Below are 15,947 nucleotides of genomic sequence, written 5' to 3'. Positions count from 1 at the left end.
ACAACGGTAAGGTGTTCGATCAGGGTCATTGGGTTACCTCTCAGAAAGTGAGGTGCGATTAGATCACAGTAATTCAGTAGATTCAATCTTTGTTAACAAAGTGCGATCCCGCCCTGTCCAGCGATCCGAGATCAAAAGGGTGAAATTTTATATTGTAAAACGTCTAGAATGAGAGATAAGGCCGTTTTCTAGCATCCAGGCTATCAGGGCATTAATCAATCCGTTTACAGCAGAACGAACGGGATTTCAAATACGGATGTTATTTTAAATTGTCAGTTTATAGAGGCGAAAATATTCCCAACATCTTTAGGCATTTCCTCTATCCTTGAAAGCCAGATAAACTCGCAGTGTGCCAAAGAAGTCTCAGCACAAACCCTTGCTGCAAGCGATAGAAGCCCACCTTGAATAGCCATTCATACTTTTAATCATTCACAATAAGCAGTTTTTGAATGGTTTCTATTTGGTTTTGGCTACCGACTAAGTCGGCGAGGGTATAGGTTTCTAAGGTCAAATAGAAATTTTCTTGGGCTTTGGCGAACATGTATTTTAACTGACAGGCGGGGGTGATCACGCAGTGGTTATCGGAGCCGAAGCATTCCACTAAGGTGCTTTTACCTTCTATTTCTCGCACGAGTTGACCGATATTAATATTGGTCGGTGCTCGGTTGAGTTTTATGCCGCCATTTTTACCGCGTATGGCCAGTATATAGCCTTTAATATTGAGATCTTGCACTATTTTCATCAAATGATTCTTAGAAATGTCATAGCTGATGGCAATGTCTTTGATGGTGGCAAGCGCTTTATTGTTAACGGCTAAATAAATCAGTACGCGCAATGAATAATCGGTATAACGGGTGATTTGCACGGTTGACTTCCTTATTGTTTATGACGCTTGAGCCATCCTCATGCTGTGAGGTCAGAGGCTTTAACGAGTCGATGGTGATCTTTGATTCGGTTCTGGATTAAGCTTTGAGCCAAGTTATCGATTTAGTTCTGGATCGAGATCACATTTATAAGATGAGTATAGTTTACATCTTATATTATGAGCAGTAAACTCAACCTAAAGATGTAAAGTTAATGCATCTTTAAAGCGTTCATCAAAATCGCTTTAAAATTGTTAAGGGAGATTTACTATGTCGATCCTTGAAGCCAGTATTGGCCGGCTTGCACGAGAGATTTCAGGTTCCACCACTTTATTTCATTATTACGCTATCGGTGATGAGAAAAAGACCCTATTAAAAGAAGAGTTACAACAACATATTCATGTGAAAAATAAAATTTTATTTGCGAGATACTCAGTTCCTCTGGAGGATTGTCATGCGTCAGTATTATAAATTATGGTGGATACTTATTGCTACTTTAGGTATTACTTTCGGTATATTAGGCTATTTTGGTCAAGAGATTTATCGTTCAGCGCCGCCCATTCCCAATAAAGTGGTTAGCGAAAATGGTCAATTGTTGATGACCAAAGACAGTATTTTGGATGGACAAACCGCGTGGCAATCGGTCGGGGGAATGCAATTAGGCAGTATTTGGGGTCATGGTGCGTATCAAGCGCCAGATTGGACTGCAGATTGGTTGCATAGAGAATTGATGAATTGGCTTAATTTAGCCGCGGAAGAAACGTATTTTCAGCCTTATGATACTTTAACGGGCGAGCAGCAACATTCACTTCAGTACCAACTAAAACAAGATTATCGGACCAATACGTTCGACAAAGAGACCGATACATTAGTACTCAGCCCTCGTCGTATTGCGGCGATTGAATTGACTGCGGATTATTACGACCGTTTATTTGGTGGATCACCAGAGTTGCAATCCACTCGTAATAGTTATGCGATGAAGGAAATTACTTTACCCGATGAGCAAAGACGCGAGCGTTTAACGGAGTTTTTCTTTTGGACTGCATGGGCTGCGGCAACCGAACGGCATCCAGATGGTGCGACTTATACCAATAATTGGCCTCACGAGCCTTTAATTGATAATGTACCGACGGCGGAGAATATTATTTGGTCTATTGTCAGTGTGGTGGTACTGATCGCGGGGATTGGGGGCTTAGTATGGGCTTGGGCTTTTTTACGAAAAGAGGAAGAGGAGCAGCAAGCACCGATAAAAGATCCATTAACAACCTTCAACCTGACACCCTCACAAAAAGCCTTAGGTAAATATTTATTATTGGTTGTTGGATTATTCACATTCCAGATATTTATCGGGGGGTTTACGGCGCATTACACCGTTGAAGGTCAAAGCTTTTATGGTATTAATACTTCTCAATGGTTTCCTTATAGCTTAGTGCGTACTTGGCATATTCAAGCGGCGCTATTTTGGATTGCCACAGGCTTTTTAGCCGCGGGTTTATTCTTAGCCCCCATCATTAATGGCGGAAAAGATCCTAAATATCAAAAACTCGGTGTGGATATTTTATTTTGGGCGTTAGTGGTCGTGGTCGTGGGTTCGTTTACCGGCAACTTCTTTGCCATTGCGCAAATTATGCCGCCTGAGTGGAATTTTTGGATTGGTCACCAAGGTTATGAATATGTCGATTTAGGGCGCTTGTGGCAAATTGGTAAGTTCACCGGTATCGTATTATGGTTGGTGTTAATGTTAAGAGGTGTTGTGCCAGCACTGCGTCAACCCGGTGATAAGAATCTACTGGCGTTATTAACGGCCTCTATTGCCGCCATTGGGTTATTTTATGGCGCGGGTTTCTTCTATGGTGAGCGTACTCATCTTTCTGTTATGGAATATTGGCGTTGGTGGATTGTGCATCTGTGGGTTGAAGGTTTCTTTGAAGTATTTGCCACCACGGCACTGGCCTTTATTTTTTGCAGCATGGGGCTTGTCTCGAAAAAGATGGCGACGGTAGCATCGCTTGCTTCAGCATCTTTATTTATGCTCGGGGGGATCCCTGGAACTTTCCATCATATGTATTTTGCCGGTACAACAACGCCAGTGATGGCGGTTGGGGCGACCTTTAGTGCGCTAGAAGTGGTGCCATTAATTGTGCTTGGTTATGAGGCGTTCGAGCATTGGCGCTTAAAACAAAAAGCCACTTGGATGGAAAAAATTAAGTGGCCCTTATTGTTTTTTGTCGCAGTGGCTTTTTGGAACATGTTAGGGGCTGGCGTACTTGGTTTTATGATTAACCCGCCTATTTCTCTCTATTATATTCAAGGGTTGAATACCACGGCAACCCATGCGCATGCGGCATTATTTGGCGTATATGGATTCTTAGCCTTAGGCTTTGTGATTTTAATCTTACGCTATATTCGTCCTCAGCTGATGTTTGATGACAAGCTGATGAAAACGGCATTTTGGTGGATGAATGGTGGTTTGGTACTGATGCTAACTACCAGTTTATTACCTGTCGGTATCCTTCAGTTTATTGCCAGTGCGTCTAATGGTTTCTGGTATGCGCGCAGTGAAGCCTTCATGCAAAGTGATATATTACAAACGCTTCGTTGGGTGCGCACGATTGGCGATGTGGTGTTTATTGTCGGGGGATTAGCGGTGACTTGGCAGGTCATTAAAGGCGTGTTTTATATTGGGGCAACATCCACTTATAGTGAGCAAGCCGTCTATAATGAAACGCCATTAGGACAAGTGGCAATGGCCTCAGGAACCATCAATAATGGCGATAATACGACTGCAGAGAGCACCTGTTGTGGTGGCTGCGGTGGAGAGCAAGAAAAATAATACTAACAAAAGTGAGTTAAATAATAATCACTCATAAAAAGAGCCAGTCAATTGATATTGACTGGTTCTTTTCATATAGAGATAACTCTTTGTTTCTATAAAAAGCTTAGCTCCACTGAGTAAATATAACCTTAGCTTGTTGTAACTTATCATAGGCGGCTAATAAGTTTTGATGCTTGTTAAAGCCGAGTAAGTCATCAATATCCACTAAATCATAACCTTGCGCGGTACCCATTACATGGGATTTGGCTGTTTCATAATCGATTTGAGTGTACATGCGGATGAGTGTTGGCTCATATTCGGTAAGTTCATGGCCATCCAATTCAATCGTGATAATGGCTTTAACAGCATGATAGAAACGCAGGCGTTTTTGTTGAGCAGCGCTAATGCCGCCGGCATTAAAGTCGGTGGTCCACATGGCCCAGTCAAAGGCGGTTTCATGGTCATTTGTGGCTAATGCCAGCAAACATCTTAGCTCACCAATCCGTAAGGTGGCCCAAGAGGAGCTGGCATCAACACCTATGCCTAACAGCTGATCGAGAGGCTGAAATTCATCTAAGTCTAATGCATCAATAGAATCCATTATCGTTTGGCTTAGCGCCGCGTTTTGGCTATCATTAATCCATTGCTGAACGAGTCCACGTAATGCCATGGCGCGGTTATTATTGACCCAGCTGAGTTCATAAACAGGGTAAATTTCAGAATAACCGGGCACCAAAATACGACAAGCATAAGTGCCTAAATGGGCATAATCGGCAATATACACATCGGCGCCTAAGGCGTGAAATTTATTCAGTAGCTGAGTGTATTCTTCTTCTGTGGTGCCTTGGAAGTTCCAATCACTGAAAGTAAAGCCTGCTGTAATTTTAAACAAATCCCATGAAATCAACCCTGAAGAGTCAATGAAGTGGGTTTCTAAATTGGTGTGATCGGCCACTTCGTCATTATCAAAAGACGGGCTGGGAAAAATATCTAAATCTTTCAGACTACGACCTTGCAAGAGCTCGGTTACCGTACGCTCTAGTGCAATTTCCAATCTTGGGTGGGCGCCAAAAGAGGCGAAACAACCGCCATTGTCAGGATTAAATAAGGTGACGCAAATGACAGGGTATTCACCGCCTAGAGAGGCGTCAAAACAGGTGATCGGAAAACCTTGCTTTTCCAGCTCTTCGATAGAAGCCACGACCGTTGGGAAGCGATTGATAACATCTTGTGGAATTTCGGGCAGTGAAATGGCTTCAGCAATAATTTTGTTTTTCACATAACGCTCAAAACACTCCGATAGCGCTTGAGTGCGAGCCTCTGTTTGAGTATTACCCGCAGACATACCATTACTGACAAATAAATTGCCGACGAGATTCATCGGAATATAAGTGACATCCCCAGTGGACTGGCGCGTAAAAGGCAGGGCGCATATGCCTCTATCAGTATTGCCCGATTGGATGTCGACTAAGGTGTTAAGGCTAAGATCATCTTCAGGATCATAATGGTCCCATAAGGCCTGATTCATTAGGCCTTGTGGATGAGGCGCATCTGCAATAGGGAACCATTTTTCATTGGGATAATGGACAAAATCACTATTAGCGACCTTTTCACCTAAATGAAAATCAGCAAAAAAGTAATTACAGGCTAAACGCTCAAAATACTCACCCAACGCACTGGCAAGGGCTGCATCTCGGCTAGCACCTTTACCGTTAGTAAAGCAGGCGGGGCAATTTTTATCGCGAATATGAACAGACCAAACGTAGGGTACAGGATTTAACCAAGACGCTTCTTCAATATCGAAACCGAGTTCAGCGAGCTTTTTTTGCATAGTGGCGATCGAGACTTCTAATGCTTCGTCTTTACCCGGAATGTAAGTGTGGTTCATTACTACCTCTAAATAGCTAATAGGATAAGTCGCTCAATAAAATGCACTGCCAATATTGAGTTTGTCGACTAAGGAAGGATTGTATCGTTTAGGATGTAAGAGTAGCAATCATCAAAGGCATTATCCTTCATGTTTTTATCTTTTTTTTGTCAAAAAAAACGATTATGTTGGGTTTAATGCCGTTGTTGGCACTCGGTGTTGTATAACCAAACTCATTGAGGCCTGCACATTTAACGGGCTTGGGCTTAGCGTGTCATCTAAATGATCCCCAGCCGACGCCGTCAGATGGGGATCAGATTAGCTGTTGTTCATCTTTGTGGCGTTGAGCGTAAGCTGTTAGCTTAGCGAGGACTTATATAGCCGTGATCCTGCATCTTCAAGTATCACGGCTATAAACACAGTATAGGGACACTTATGTTACAGCCATTAATCTATGTTGGTCGAAAAGCAAGTCGAAAGGATGGACAGGCACGGCGCATTGCGATTTTAGAGGCGACTTTGGCTGTGATAGTTCAAGAAGGGATCAGAGGAGTTCGCCACCGCGCGGTGGCGAAAAAAGCCCAAGTGCCACTGGCGTCAACCACCTATTATTTTAGCGACATAAAATGCTTAATTAGCGATGCGTTAACCTATTTTGCCGAGAAGCATCTATGGATGCGAGAAAAACTGGAGCATAAGAGTTGGGACTTGTTGAATGAATGGGAACCACAATGGCCGTTAGAGGAAGATAAAAATCAACTTATTAAAGACTTAAGTGATATTGCTTGTGCTTATGTGAGCGCTAAAATTATTCAGTTCGATGAGTGCATCATCGAGATGGCATTTCAAGAAGAAGCCTTGCGAAATCCGCAACTCGCTGTGGCTATCAGCCGATTAAATGAAGCCATGCTGAATAGTATTGAACGTTTTTTAAAGCGAGCGGGATCGACAGCCTCTTATGCTGATGCTCATCAAGTATTAGGCGTCATTAAATGGTTGGAATATCAATACTTAGTTAAATTGAGCGCTAATCATGGGGGTAAAAATAGCTTCAATAGTCATGGCAACTTAGTGGATGCTCATTTCAAACACATTGTGACCGTAATGATCACTAACGTGGTGGGTTAGGAGAGTGAGTCTTGCTGAATGGCCTCAAATAAAAATGCCCTGAGCAGGGCACGTTATATTCCAGTTTTTATCTATCGAGTCACTTTAATGGGTCGCGAGTGCAAGAGACTCGATGAGTGAACGATGATTTATTGGACGTTTTCAGCGTCGCTAAATTCCCCTTGGAATAGCACCGAAGATAAGTAACGTTCAGCTGCAGAAGGTAAGATAACGACAATGGTTTTGTCTTTAAATTCGGGAAGATCCGCAATTCTATTAGCAGCGACAACCGCTGCGCCAGAAGAAATGCCCACCAAAATGCCTTCTTCTTTCATTAACCTTAAAGACATTTCAATGGCATCGTCATTGGTGATGGTTTCAACACGGTCAATGAGAGTGATGTCTAAATTACCAGGGATGAAGCCTGCGCCGATCCCTTGAATTTTATGAGGACCGGGTTGCAGCGTTTGACCTGCTAAGGTTTGTTGGATAACCGCTGAGTCGATAGGTTCGACCGCCACCGAGGTAATGGCTTTACCTTGGGTATTTTTAATATAACGGCTGATCCCAGTAATCGTGCCGCCAGTCCCGACACCCGCGACAATGACGTCCACTTCACCATCGGTATCATTCCAAATTTCTGGACCTGTCGTTTTTTCATGGATTTCAGGGTTAGCAGGATTATTAAATTGCTGTAGTAAAACATACTTTTCAGGCGCTGACTGGCGAATTTCTTCGGCTTTATCAATTGCCCCTTTCATGCCTTTAGCCCCTTCGGTTAAGACTAAGTTAGCGCCTAAGGCCTTCAGTAATTTGCGTCTTTCTAAGCTCATGGTATTAGGCATGGTTAGGGTGAGTTTATAACCTCGGGCAGCGGCAACATAGGCCAAAGCAATACCCGTATTGCCTGATGTGGGCTCGATGAGTTCTTTGTCTTTGGTTAGCGTCCCTTTTTTCTCAGCATCCCAAATCATGTTGGCACCGATCCGGCATTTCACGCTGAAACTCGGATTACGGGCTTCTACTTTGGCTAATACATTACCATTACTGACGCGATTGAGGCGGACAAGTGGGGTATGACCAATTGTTTGTGAATTATCTTCGAAAATTTTACTCATGGGCTGCTTTCCTTTTTTGTGGACTCGTCAAGCATAATCGGGTTGAGCTGCAATAGAAGTGATTGTTTGTTCTTCTTTATAACTTTTGGTTATTAAAAAATGATTATCTATTCTTTGTTGTAAAAAAAAGCTCTTTTCTCATAGAGTTAATTCGTATTGTCTAAATTAATCTTGCGGGGCATATTATGTAAAATATGATGTTGATGTTGATGTTGATCATAAGGTTGCTTGAAAATCACCCACATAGTGAGTGATTACGGGTCAATCAGATGAATTGAGTTGTGGCTCACTCGGGGGCGATAGCCGGATTTCTATAGGCATCTCGATACTTGTCGACCCACATGGCGGTCGCACCACAAATCGCCACTGGCATCACCACAAAGTTAACGATAGGGATCATGGAAAATAACGTGACAGTGGCGCCAAAACTAAAGGAACTGCCTTTAGTATTATTGAGCGCTTTTTTCATGTCGCTAAAGGGGACTTTATGGTTATCGAAAGGATAGTCACAATATTGAATCGCCATCATCCAAGCGGTAAACAAGAACCATAAGACTGGGGCGACTGTTTGACCTAATAACGGCACCCAAAATAAAATCAAAAATATCAGGGCTCGCGGAATATAATATTTCAGCTTTATCCATTCTCGTGACAAGGTGCGAGGGATATCCTTAATGACATCCATATTGGATCCTGTATTGAGTGCTTTACCTGACAGTAATTGTTCAACTTTTTCGGCGAGCAAACCATTAAAAGGGGCTGCGAGCCAATTCATCACGGAGCTAAAAATGAAGGATGATACCACCAATAATGTGATAACAGCCAATGGCCAAAGTATGATATTAAGCCAGCTTAAATAGCTGGGTAACTGCAGTGAGAGCCAATCGAAAATACGGCTTAATTGGTTAATGGCGAGGTAGAATAAGCCGCTAAAAAGGACTAAGTTGATCAATAGCGGAATAAATACAAATCGGCGTAAGCCTGGGCGCTTAATGAGGCTGAAACCCATGATAAAATAATTTACACCGCTTTTTTGTTGAGTTTGCTTGTGAGGATCCATAAAGTCTGTATTCGTCAATTAAGATGCTAATATGCTTAGATTGTGTGCCACAAGGGCGTTGATGACAAGTGAAAAGCGCAGATTCAGGCAATAAAAGCATTACAAATTGGGGCAGGCTTTGGTAAAGTGCAAGGATATTCCTAATTTTATCTATACTTGCATTACCTAAGGGAGCCTGAATGTACCATTTCGTGCACTTGGCTCGTATGCAAAATGTAGTTCTGACATGACCGACAACTGACATAATGAGACTCAAACAGATAAAACTGGCTGGATTTAAGTCGTTCACCGATGTCACTAAAATCCCTTTTATTCATCCGTTAACCGCTATTGTTGGCCCTAATGGTTGTGGCAAATCAAATGTGATTGATGCCGTGAGGTGGGTGCTGGGTGAAAGTTCAGCCAAGAACCTGCGTGGTGAAGCCATGACCGATGTCATTTTTAATGGCTCGAGTGATCGCAGGCCTGTCTCGGTGGCCAGCGTTGAGCTATCGTTTGAAAATATTGATGGATGCTTATCCGGTGAATATTCCAGTTACCAAGCGATTGCCGTTAAACGGCAGGTGAGCCGAGACGGTGATTCCAGTTATTTTTTGAATGGACAAAAATGCCGTCGTCGCGATATTACAGACTTGTTTATGGGGACGGGATTGGGTCCGCGTAGCTATGCGATTATTGAGCAAGGCACCATTTCGAGGTTGATTGAATCTAAACCTCAAGAGTTGCGGGTGTTTATTGAAGAAGCGGCGGGGATCTCTCGCTATAAAGAGCGCAGGCGTGAAACCGAAAACCGTATGCGCCATACTCGAGAGAATTTAGAACGTTTAAGTGATATTCGTATTGAGTTGGGTAAACAGCTGGATAAGTTATCAGAGCAGTCAAAAATTGCACTGCAATATCGGGATCTTAAACAATCAGAGCGACAGCAAGAGTCACAGCTATTGGTGATGCGTTATCAAGAGCTACAAAGTCAAAGTGATAAACTGACTTCAGAGCTTGGTCAGTTAGGGCTCCGCTCTGCGGCGGAGTCGGCAAAATTACAGGCCGTTGAGTTATCATTGACTCAGTGGCAAGTGGCATTAAGTCAGCTCGATAAAGAAGAACAAACGCAAATCGAGGCCTGTTATTTAGCCAAGAATAATATTAATCAACTTGAGCAGACGGTGACTCACCGGCAACAACAAGAGCAGAGTGTGCAAACGCGTTTTGCCGAATTAAATGCGGCGATTGTTCAACATCAGCAAAAATGCCAACGAGATGAACAAGCTCAAGAAAAATCAACTCAAGCTTTGGTCGAAAACAACGCTGAAAATGAGCGGTTTTTGGCTCAAATAGCCCAAGATAAGATAATATCAGACCAACTAAATGAGAGTGTTAAGACGCTAGAGGGATCGCTTAAACATCAAACTGAGCAGGTTTCAGCATTAACGTTATCGTTTGAACTTAATAATAAGCAGCTTGAACATAGTCAATATCTTTATCGTCAGAAGCAGCAACAACAAGAAAGAATAACGCAGCAATTACAAACCTTACAAGCGCACCTGGATCAAGATGAGCTGCCAGAGCTCAGCACACAATTGCGTACTCAAGAATCTTCATTGGTAAAATACACCGCGTTTGATAAAGACATTCAAGGTCAATTAACCACGCAAACTCAAGCACAGTCATCGATACAAGCGGAAGAGACTCAGCTTAATCAGTCAATGGCTGAGAAGCAGGGTCGTTTGAGTTTAGTCTCTAGTTTACTGAGCAAAGAAAATGAAGCGTCGGCTGAGCAACCTTTATGGCAATTATTAGAGGTCAAACCCGGTTGGGAACAAGCCGTTGAATCTGTATTTGATGGCTTGCTTAAAATGCCGACTCTGGTGGGCGCTCATCAAGAAGGCTTCACTTTACATGAAACTTATCAAGATGACGTCATTCAAGCAAAAGCGAATTTAGCGCCTTGGCTGTCTAAGGTTAAGTGGGTTGAAGATAAAACATCCGCGTTAGCCTTACTGCCAGAGATGAGCAGTGATGACATGTTAGTCACTGCCGATGGTTTCATCATCGGTCATGGATTTATATTAAAGAAGTCGATGACGAATGGGGCTGCTGGTGCTTTAGTGCAGTTAAAACATGAATATACTCAGTTGACTGAACACGTGGCAGGTCTACAGGACGGTTTAAGTGATGTGCAGTTGGCGCGACAAGAGAGTCAAGAGCGTTTAAGTGAATTGAATGGCCTACACATTGAAAATCGTGAGCAGCAACAAGGCTGTCAGCTTCGCATTGCGGCATTAACATCCAAAATTGCGGCGAGAGTGGAGCAAAAGGCGCATAACGAAACACAACTTTTGCAGCTACAAGAAGGTGTTCAGCATCTCTCTGATGAAATAGCCTCTGAACAAACGGCGATGGAGACGTTATCGTCTCAGAAAAGCCAACTTAATGACAGCTTGGGGATCGCTCAAGCGAAAAAACAACAACTAGAAGACACAAGGAAGGTCGAGCAATGCCAGTTAAATGAAGGAATAAAGCATCAGAATCAAACTGATAAGGCTTACAATCAACATCAGAGCGCACAGCAGTCATTAACCATGCAGCTTGCCGTTAACCAACAAAAAATTGATCAGCATGCATTACGGATCCAAGAACTTGAGACATTAAAATCCACCCTTGAGCAAACAACATTCGAACAAAATGCCGATCAAAATTTTAACAACCTTGAAAAGTTACAGACACAGCTTTCACAGGCACTGGCGTTGCAAGGCGTTAAACAAGAAAAACTAACGGAGATAAGGTCCCAACAAGCCCACATTCAGTTGTCATGTGATACTGTCAGCAAGGATAAAAAACAATGGCTTGCTAAAGTTGATGATTTAACGCAATCAATAAGTGCTTTAACATTGCGTCGAGAGGGAATTAATGGACAGATTAATAGTCAAATGAGCCTGTTAAAGGAGCAACATGTTGATGTGCCCAGTATTATGGAAGTATTGGATCTTCAATACTCATCTCATCGGCGTCAAAAAGAATTAGGGGCATTGCGGCAACGTATTTCTGCTCTTGGTGCGATTAACCTTGCTGCAATTGAAGAGTATGAGCAGCAAAGTGAACGTAAACAATATTTAGATAGCCAAGACCAAGACTTATATCAAGCATTAAGGAGTCTTGAAGCCGCAATAAACAAAATAGACAGAGAAACAAAAGTTCGCTTTAAAGACACTTTCGATAAAGTTAACCATGATTTAGGGCAATTATTTCCTAAAGTATTTGGTGGCGGAAGTGCTTATTTAGCACTGACAGACAATGATCTGTTAGAGACTGGTGTCACTATTATGGCCAGACCACCGGGGAAAAAGAACAGTACTATTCATTTATTGTCCGGTGGAGAGAAAGCGTTAACGGCATTATCTTTGGTTTTTGCTATATTTAGACTAAATCCAGCGCCTTTTTGTATGCTTGATGAAGTGGATGCGCCATTAGATGATGCCAATGTCGAACGTTTTTGCCGTTTGGTGAAAGAAATGTCGCAAACGGTGCAATTTATTTATATTAGCCATAATAAGATCACCATGGAGCTGGCAGATCAACTTATTGGCGTTACTATGCATGAACCCGGCGTGTCACGTATAGTTGCGGTAGATATTGATGAAGCGTTAGCGATGGCTGACGCAGAATAAACACAGGAAAGACAGGGTAGCCAATGGAAAATTTGCAACTGGTATTGCTTATATTAGGTGCGATAGCAATTATCGCAGTGCTTGTGCATGGTTTTTGGTCCATTAGAAAGCAGCAACCAAAATCGTTAAAAGAAGCGTCTAAAACGGGACGTTATCGTGATAAAAAAAGTCGAGATGCTGATGGTTTCGATGCCGATGGCATTAGCGAAGTCAGAGTCAGTAAGGCGAAACCGATCGTCTCGCCAAGCCGTAGTGGGACTCACCGTAAAAAGTGTAACCTTGGTTTTAAAGGCAGACATCATCAAGTCATTAAACCGGTTAAAGCCGTCCCTGTACAGGGATCCGTGAATGTGAATTCGCCTGATGTCGCTGATCTCAATACTGCTAACCCAAATGTGATTAACCCAAATAGGGTTAATCAACCAGCGGAGCAGCAGGTTGATATTGAACATTTAACTGAAACGCCTGGGGTTTCAGAGCCGTTACTGTCAGATAAAATAGTCAAGGATATGCCACTGTCTGGGCGTTATGTGGATGTAAAAGCACCTCAAGATGCGCTTTTATTCGGCAAGCTTGATGACGATGAAGTTGAAGCTCAAGAGGTTGACTTGTCTCATGGGGCATCAATAAATCAACAGCCAGCGGAAACCCAAACAGCCAACAGTTATGCTGATACCAGACAAGAACAGCACACTAACTTAGCCGAACCGCAAGATGTTTTAGTACTACATGTGACGGCAAAAGAGCATGAAGAGTTTAATGGTGCGGAACTGCTACCTTGTTTATTAACGCTTAATTTTAAATTTGGCGACATGAATATTTTTCATCGTCATCAAGATAACGCTGGCAAAGGTAAGGTGTTGTTTTCACTGGCAAATATGGTGAAGCCTGGCGTGTTTAACCCCGATAATATGGAACAATTCTGTACCCAAGGTATGGTGCTGTTTATGACATTACCTTGCCATGGCGATGCGCTAATGAATTTTTCCATTATGCTGAATTGTGCCCATCAAATAGCCGATGACTTGGGTGGGCAAGTGCTTGATGGTGGCCGTGATATTTGGTTAGAGTCGACCAAGCAAATGTATTTGCAACGGATTAACAAACAAATGCCACTGTCGGCTTAATTTTTAGAGTCGAGAGACCCTAGTGTTTTACTTTTTAAGGCCGCACTAACACATTTTAGTGCGGCCTTTCTTATTTTATTGGATTTAACTTCATGAACTCAGTACCAGCTGAAATGAGTCAGTTGACTCAGGCGATCAATGCGCACAATTATCGTTATTATGTGGATGATGCACCCACTGTCCCCGATGCCGAATACGATCGTTTAGTCAAACGCTTAAAGGAGCTTGAACAAGCGCATCCCGATCTGTGTTTACCGGACTCACCGACGCAAAGAGTTGGCGGTGAAGTGCTCGCTAAGTTCGATCAAATTACTCACTTAAAACCCATGTTAAGCCTTGATAATGTGTTTAATGAAGAAGAGTTTCAGGCATTTAATAAACGACTCACCGATAGAGTCGCATCAGATTTAACCTATTGCTGTGAGCCCAAATTGGATGGTTTAGCGGTCAGTATTGTGTATCGAAATGGGGTGTTTGAACGGGCTGCAACCCGAGGTGATGGCCTTGTTGGCGAAGATATCACTGAAAATGTGCGCACCATCCGTGCGATCCCTTTAACGTTGAGGGGGGATGATTTTCCGCCTCTATTAGAAGTGAGGGGCGAGGTGATCATGCCGCAAAATGCCTTTGATGCCATCAATCAAAAAGCCAGAGCCAAAGGCGAGAAACAGTTTGTTAATCCTCGTAATGCAGCGGCGGGGAGCTTGCGTCAACTGGACAGCAAAATCACCGCCAGTCGTGCCTTGTCTTTTTATGCCTATGCATTAGGGGTGGTTGAGCCAAATACTTGGGCGTTATCTCTTACCCACTTTGGCCAGCTTGAACAACTTAAGACTTGGGGGGTGCCGGTGAGCCGTGAGGTGAAGCTGTGTGAAACACCACAAGATGTCATGAAATACTATGTGGATATTCTTTCCCGCCGTGACACTTTAGGCTTTGAAATCGATGGCATGGTGATCAAAGTCAATGATATTACAGCGCAGCAACGCTTAGGCTTTGTGGCCAAAGCACCGCGCTGGGCCACCGCCTTTAAATTTCCAGCGCAAGAAGAGCTGACATATTTAGAAGGGGTTGATTTTCAAGTGGGACGTACAGGTGCTATAACCCCTGTTGCTCGCTTAAAACCTGTGTTTGTGGGCGGTGTCACCGTATCGAACGCCACCTTACATAACGCCGATGAAATTGCGCGTCTAGGGGTGAAAATAGGTGACAGTGTGATTATTCGCCGCGCGGGGGATGTGATCCCGCAAATCGTGGCCGTGGTGCTTGAAAAACGACAAGATAATGCACAAGATATTGTTTTTCCTGAAACGTGCCCTATTTGTGACAGCGCGGTTGAGCGCATTGAAGGCGAAGCCACGGCTCGCTGCTCGGGGGGATTATTCTGTGAAGCCCAGCGTAAAGAAGCCATTAAACATTTTGCGTCTCGCAAGGCGCTCAATATTGATGGCATGGGCGATAAAGTGGTAGAGCAACTCATCGATAAAGAGTTGGTGCAAAGTCCTGCGGATCTGTTTACGGTGTCAGCTTCAGCCATGACCATGCTCGATCGTATGGGAGTGAAATCGGCCACCAAATTAGTCAGTGCCATCAATGATGCCAAACAAACCACCTTTGCTCGCTTCTTGTATTCCCTTGGCATTCGTGAAGTCGGCGAGGCCACCGCAGCCAACTTAGCGGCCTATTTTAAAACCTTAGAGGCGTTAAAAGCGGCTGATGTGGAAACGTTAATACAAGTGGATGATGTCGGTACCATTGTGGCGCAGCATTTGGCCCATTTTTTAAGTCAACCTCATAACCTTGAAGTCATTGATAAGCTCATTGCCGCAGGTGTTAATTGGCCAGTAATTGAAACGGTGAGCGATGAGGCATTATTGTTAAAAGGGCAAACTTGGGTATTGACGGGTACCTTGAGTCAGCTGAATCGCAATGATGCTAAGGCTCAGTTACAAGCCTTGGGCGCGAAAGTGGCAGGCAGTGTGTCGAAAAATACCGATTGTTTAGTGGCGGGTGAAGCGGCGGGTTCAAAACTGACTAAAGCGCAAGATTTAGGCGTAAAAGTGATTGATGAAGCCGAGCTTATCGACATTCTTGCCGTCAATGCATAAGGTTTTGTGAATAGGGCGTTGGAGCATGTGTTGTGTCACTTATTGCTGAGATCTAACATGTAATGCATTTATTGCAGGTGGAGTTAGTGATAAATTAATGACTCATTCCTAGATCTCAGCAATAAGCGACACACGTTTACCTGTTAAAAACTCATAAGGACTGAGAAAGTTTAACGCCTTTCTTGGCCTCATGTTAATTAAAAATTCAGCATTGGCT

At 43.3% G+C, this 15,947-nt stretch carries 10 protein-coding genes and 1 pseudogene; 6 read left to right on the top strand and 5 right to left on the bottom strand.

Going from position 1 to position 15,947, the window contains the following annotated elements; translation table 11 throughout:
• Positions 1-421: 421 nt before the first annotated feature.
• Entirely contained in the window at positions 422-865 is a 444-nt protein-coding gene (locus L2764_RS22055; RefSeq protein WP_248942494.1) for an RrF2 family transcriptional regulator, read from the bottom strand.
• 268 nt (positions 866-1,133) lie between these two features.
• Here L2764_RS22055 and L2764_RS22050 point away from each other — a divergent pair, with 268 nt between their 5' ends.
• Positions 1,134-1,334: a hypothetical protein gene (locus tag L2764_RS22050; protein WP_248942493.1), complete on the top strand. Its 201-nt coding sequence runs from the start codon at positions 1,134-1,136 to the stop codon at positions 1,332-1,334.
• On the top strand, positions 1,318-3,696 hold the full coding sequence (locus L2764_RS22045; RefSeq protein ID WP_248942492.1) for a nitric-oxide reductase large subunit: 2,379 nt from the start codon (positions 1,318-1,320) through the stop codon (positions 3,694-3,696). The genes L2764_RS22050 and L2764_RS22045 overlap by 17 nt, the downstream gene beginning before the upstream one ends.
• 106 nt (positions 3,697-3,802) lie before the next feature.
• Here the strand turns inward: L2764_RS22045 and ycaO are convergent, their stop codons facing one another.
• Positions 3,803-5,566, bottom strand: coding sequence for a 30S ribosomal protein S12 methylthiotransferase accessory factor YcaO (ycaO, locus tag L2764_RS22040; RefSeq protein ID WP_248942491.1), 1,764 nt, complete (start codon positions 5,564-5,566; stop codon positions 3,803-3,805).
• A 414-nt stretch (positions 5,567-5,980) separates the two neighbouring features.
• Here ycaO and L2764_RS22035 point away from each other — a divergent pair, with 414 nt between their 5' ends.
• Positions 5,981-6,673: a TetR/AcrR family transcriptional regulator gene (locus L2764_RS22035; protein ID WP_248942490.1), complete on the top strand. Its 693-nt coding sequence runs from the start codon at positions 5,981-5,983 to the stop codon at positions 6,671-6,673.
• 128 nt (positions 6,674-6,801) lie between these two features.
• Here L2764_RS22035 and cysK read toward each other — a convergent pair whose 3' ends face one another.
• Both cysK and cysZ read right to left on the bottom strand, forming a co-directional pair.
• A complete protein-coding gene (gene cysK, locus L2764_RS22030; RefSeq protein WP_248942489.1) occupies positions 6,802-7,770 on the bottom strand; it encodes a cysteine synthase A in 969 nt (322 codons plus the stop codon).
• 286 nt (positions 7,771-8,056) lie between these two features.
• Positions 8,057-8,830 (bottom strand): sulfate transporter CysZ, encoded by a 774-nt coding sequence (gene cysZ / locus L2764_RS22025; RefSeq protein WP_248942495.1) that lies wholly within the window; start codon positions 8,828-8,830, stop codon positions 8,057-8,059.
• A 245-nt stretch (positions 8,831-9,075) separates the two neighbouring features.
• On the opposite strand from cysZ, the gene L2764_RS22020 reads away from it, so the two are divergent.
• The 3 genes from L2764_RS22020 (at position 9,076) to ligA (ending at position 15,730) form a co-directional block, all read left to right on the top strand.
• A complete protein-coding gene (locus L2764_RS22020) occupies positions 9,076-12,495 on the top strand; it encodes a chromosome segregation protein SMC (protein WP_248942488.1) in 3,420 nt (1,139 codons plus the stop codon).
• Between the two features lie 23 nt (positions 12,496-12,518).
• The gene (gene zipA / locus L2764_RS22015) at positions 12,519-13,622 is read left to right on the top strand and encodes a cell division protein ZipA (RefSeq protein WP_248942487.1); all 1,104 of its coding nucleotides are present in this window, start codon (positions 12,519-12,521) and stop codon (positions 13,620-13,622) included.
• 92 nt (positions 13,623-13,714) lie between these two features.
• Entirely contained in the window at positions 13,715-15,730 is a 2,016-nt protein-coding gene (gene ligA, locus L2764_RS22010; protein WP_248942486.1) for an NAD-dependent DNA ligase LigA, read from the top strand.
• A gap of 108 nt (positions 15,731-15,838) precedes the next feature.
• Here ligA and L2764_RS22005 read toward each other — a convergent pair.
• A pseudogene (locus L2764_RS22005) lies at positions 15,839-15,947 on the bottom strand (IS30-like element ISVsa7 family transposase); the annotation flags it as partial.

Source organism: Shewanella surugensis, from assembly GCF_023284005.1.
GTDB lineage: Bacteria > Pseudomonadota > Gammaproteobacteria > Enterobacterales > Shewanellaceae > Shewanella > Shewanella surugensis.
This window is presented reverse-complemented; position numbering and strand designations above follow the sequence as displayed.